This window comes from Streptomyces sp. F63, from assembly GCF_018070345.1.
GTDB lineage: Bacteria > Actinomycetota > Actinomycetes > Streptomycetales > Streptomycetaceae > Streptomyces.
This window is the reverse complement of the sequence record NZ_JAGPXX010000062.1, coordinates 1-4,184: the sequence shown is the minus strand read 5'-3', so window position 1 is coordinate 4,184 and position 4,184 is coordinate 1. Positions and strand designations below refer to the sequence as shown.

Genomic DNA, 4,184 nt, shown 5'->3' with positions numbered 1-4,184 from the left:
TGACCGTGACGGCCACCGGACCGGGGCTCCCGGCAGGAGCCACGGCGTCGATCCGCGTCGCCGACACCACGGTGAACGAGGCCGCCGGCGCCGTACCGAACCGCACCGCCGTCGCACCGCCGAGACCACTGCCGGTCAAGGTGACCGGAGTACCGCCCGCCGCCGGCCCCCGGTCGGGGACCACACTCGTCACGGACGGAAGGGACGCCGTGACATAGGTGAAGATCACGGGCTGGGTGCTCGTGCCGCCCGGGGTACTGACGGTCACATGGACGGTGCCGTTCCCCGCAGGAGCCACGGCGTCGATCCGCGTCGCCGACACCACGGTGAACGAGGCCGCCGGCGCCGTACCGAACCGCACCGCCGTCGCACCGCCGAGACCACTGCCGGTCAAGGTGACCGGAGTACCGCCCGTCCTCGCCCCCTGCTGGGGGACCACGGAGGTGAGCACAGGGGGAGCCAAGACAGCTCTCCTCATCGGTTCGAAGGGAACTCCGGCCGGCCGGAGCACTGGGCCGCCGCAGGCCCGGACGGCGGCGGGACGGCACCTGGTCGGGCCGCCGAGGACCCGGCACCGGTTACCGCCCGCCGAACCGATGGGCCGTCCGGGATCAGATACCGGGCCCGGCGACGTACGTGAAGGCAGCGAGCGCGGTGTCGCTGCCGGCGGCGTTGGTGATGGTGACGTCGACGGCACCCGCGACGCCGGCCGGGGTGACCGCCGACACAGTCGTGCTGTTGACCACGGAGAACGAGGCCGGGTTGACGCCGAAGGTGACCTGCTGGGTCGTGGTCAGGTTGGTGCCGGTGATGGTGACCGCCGTTCCGCCGGTCGTCGGACCACTGGTCGGGGTGAGGCTGCCGAGCGTCGGAGCGTCGACGTAGGTGTAGCTGAGTCCGTTGTTGACGCCCCCGGCGGTGGTCACACTGACCGGAACCGGCCCCGGCCCGGTGCCGGCGGGGACGGCGACGGTCAGCTGGCTGTCGCTGGTCACGGTCGGCACGGCGGTCGTGCCCCCGAACGACACACTGGTGGCCGTGGAGAGACCGGTGCCGGTGATGGTGACGGTGTTGCCGCCCGTGGTGATCCCTTCGGTGGGGCTCAGCGCGGACTTGAACGGCGCACCCACGTAGAAGAACGGCACGGGGTTGCTGGTCCCCCCGGGGGTGGTCACGGTCACATCGACCGTGCCGGTGCCGGACGGGGAGACGGCGGTCACCTCGGTCGGGGAGACGTTGACGACGCTGGTGGCCTCCTTCGTCCCGAACGTCACCTCGGACGTGCCGGTGAGGTTGGTCCCGGTGATGGTGACGGAAGTGCCGCCCCCGGTGGAACCTTGATCGGGTGAGATGGGCATGGTGTGCCTCCTGGTCGATCCCGCTGACGCGGTCGGTGGTGTGTGCGGACCTCGGTGGTGCCTATGGAGGGAGATGAACAGCCGACGGAACCTGCCGCCGGCGCCCGGTCGCCGGGAGCACCAACCGGTCGCCCGCGGTCCTTGGGGCCGCGGGGACGTCCCGTGGCGGGACGGCCGCGGGCGGTGCGGAACTGGTTGCCGGGGCCGACGAGCCGACGGCAATACCGGAGCCGTCCCCGTCGGCCGGGAACGGTCCCACTCCAAGAACCCCGGCACCGCCCGGGGACAGTCGCCGGGTACGGCACCGTGGCTGCGTGATGTCAATGGATGGTTGAGGAGTGCGCGGTCGCCGCGGACGGACTCCCGGTCGGCGGAGACATCCGCCGCACCAGCCGCCCCGGCCGCGGCACCGGCTCCTGGCTGCCGCGTCCATCCCGGCCGCCGGTGGCTGTCCGGGGCGGAACAGACTCTGCTGCGTTCCCTTGATGAGCCGGCGGCCGGGCCCGTGGCCGCCGTCCTGGAAAGAGATGGGTTCCCTCACCACTCCGGCTCATGACCAGTAAGCCATTCCGGTGATGAAGGCAACAAGAGCCAACACCGAGAGCCACTCGGACAGGCGAGCGCACGACCACGACCGCCGTCCGGGTGTACTACCGGGGCGGTTACCCCGGCACGCGCCGCACGCCGCGAGCGCCGGGCCGTTCAGGCCGGAAGGGGTGCCGTGTGCGCGGGTGCCGGCCTGCGCCGCGCTCCCCGCTCTCCGCTCTCCGCTCTCCGCTCTCCGCCGAGAGCACGGGTCACGGCGCGCACCTGCCGTACTCCCCACCGTGTCACGGCCCTTCACCCCACCGGCTTCGACACCCCGGGCACCGCGCTCCGCCACCGCCCCCGGACCGGGGCGGCACGGCCGCGGCGGTGGCCATCCGGACACCCGGACACCCGGACGCCCCCGGCGGGGAAGACCTCCCCGCCGGGGGCGTCCGGCTACGGAAAGGACCGGCTTGTCAGCGTCGCACCCGGCCCGCGTTCGTTTTGTTCTCGGTGGAGGTGTCGACCGTGGAGCACCGGGCCTGCGTCCGGCCCGAGTCGAGCGCGAAACCGTTGGAGTTGCCGCAGACGTTGTTCTGCCGGCCGTCCTGGGCGGTGTTCTGCTGGAACAGTGTCGAGAGGCCGGAACCGCCGGTCGCGGCGGCGCCGCCGCTGTGGCGGATGACGCCTCGGGACACCGACGCGTCGGTCGCGGCGCAGTCGGCCTCCATCGCGCCGAAGACGGAGCCGGCGTTGGCGTTGCCACAGGAGTTGTTCTGCCGGCCCTCCTGGGCGGTGTTCTGCGCTGTGGCGCTGAAGCCACTGTCACCGCCGGTCGCGGCGGCACCACCACCGCGGTGGACGGCGCCCCTGCTCACCGACGCGTCGTTCGCCGCGCAGTCCGTGTGGGTCTCACCGGGTGTTCCACCGAGGTTGGTGTTCCCGCAGGAGTTGTTCTGCCGCCCCTCCTGGGCCGTGTCCTGCGCCGACGCGCCGAAAACGCTGTCACCGCCGGTCGCGGCGGCGCCCTCGTCGTGGTGGACGACGCCCTTGCTCACCGACGCGTTGCCCGCCGCGCAGTCCACCTCCGTCGCACCGGAGACCGTGGTGTTGTTGGTGTTACCGCAGGAGTTGTTCTGCCGTCCCTCCTGGGCGGTGTTCTGCTGGTAGGCGCCGCCGTCACCGCCGGTCGCGGCGGCACCGTCGCCGCGGTGGACGACACCCCTGCTCCACGAAGTGTCCGCGGCGGCGCAATCCGCCTCCGTCACACCGGACATGCCGACGAGACTGTTGAGATTTCCGCAGGCGTTGTTCTGCCGGCCCTGCTCGGCGGTGTTCTGCTGGTAGGCGCCGCCGTCACCGCCGGTCGCGGTGGCGCCGCCGGCCGTGCCCAGCACACCTGTCCGGTGGGAACGGTCGGTCCCCGCGCAGTCGGCCAGCGACCGGCCGTCGAACACGATTCCGGGGAAGGCGGGGACGTTCCCGCAGGAGTTGTTCTGCCGGCCGTTCAACGCGGTGTCCTGGCCGGACACTTCGGCCACCCCGGCCCCTCCGGTGGCCTCGGCGCCGCCCTCGGGCAGGGACGCGGCCGCACTCACACCGGAGGACATCGCCGCAACCAGGGCCACCGCCGTCATCGTCGCTGCCCTTCTCCCGCGCACCATGGCAGTCTTCATCGCTCCTCCTGGGCGGATTCCCGTATCACCGGGGCTTGTTCTCCCTCCGTCTGCTAACCCCGCCCCGGGCCGCGAGACACGAAGCCGGCCACGGATTCATCCGAATACCTCGTTCGGGTGTGCGCGCCCACCGTGGGCGCGCAGCGCCTGCGCCGCACCGCATACCCTTCGGGCAATCTCCGCATCCGGCCGTGACCCCGGGGGCGCGCGGACAGTTGACCGGAACCGGGGTCCGTTCCGGCACCCCGCGATGACGGGAGCAGCGATGCGTGTAAGCGGCAGGAAGGCTGTCCTGGTCCTCGCCCTGGGGACCGCAGTGAGCACCGGCGGGGGAGCACAGGCACAGGATCTCGGTATCCCGGCACCGGGCGGGGTGTTCACCACTGCCCAGTCCGGGGAGCACAAGGTCGACTGCGGCAACAGCCATGACCTCGTGGACGCGAGCATTACGGGCACCAGCAGCAGGCGGGAGAGGTGCGCGGAGCTGGAGGGGGACGGGACCGCCACCCCCGCGACCGCCGCCGGGGAGACCGCGCTGGGCTCGCAGTTCACCACCGCGCAGAGCGGCCGGCAAAACCTCAACTGCGGCAACTCCGCCGACATGGTGACCGTCAACGTCCTG

Annotated in this window: 3 protein-coding genes and 1 pseudogene; 1 reads left to right on the top strand and 3 read right to left on the bottom strand. The window is 72.2% G+C overall.

The features are described from left to right. From KBZ10_RS28840 to KBZ10_RS28830, 3 genes are all read right to left on the bottom strand, one after another. Positions 1 to 463: IPT/TIG domain-containing protein (locus tag KBZ10_RS28840; RefSeq protein ID WP_247703153.1), on the bottom strand; the 463-nt coding region annotated here is incomplete at its 3' end. Positions 464 to 611: 148 nt separating this feature from the next. Then, entirely contained in the window at positions 612 to 1,358 is a 747-nt protein-coding gene (locus KBZ10_RS28835) for an IPT/TIG domain-containing protein (protein WP_210990695.1), read from the bottom strand. Between the two features lie 1,004 nt (positions 1,359 to 2,362). Next, complete coding sequence (locus KBZ10_RS28830; protein ID WP_210990694.1) at positions 2,363 to 3,562, bottom strand: hypothetical protein; 1,200 nt, start codon at positions 3,560 to 3,562, stop codon at positions 2,363 to 2,365. A 265-nt stretch (positions 3,563 to 3,827) separates the two neighbouring features. Here KBZ10_RS28830 and KBZ10_RS28825 point away from each other — a divergent pair. Further along, positions 3,828 to 4,184: pseudogene (locus tag KBZ10_RS28825) on the top strand (hypothetical protein); the annotation flags it as partial.

Bases quoted from the DNA above. Each gene is read 5' to 3' on its own strand.
- KBZ10_RS28835 (WP_210990695.1), bottom strand. From the start codon at position 1,358: ATGCCCATCTCACCCGATCAAGGTTCCACCGGGGGCGGCACTTCCGTC.
- KBZ10_RS28830 (WP_210990694.1), bottom strand. From the start codon at position 3,562: ATGAAGACTGCCATGGTGCGCGGGAGAAGGGCAGCGACGATGACGGCG.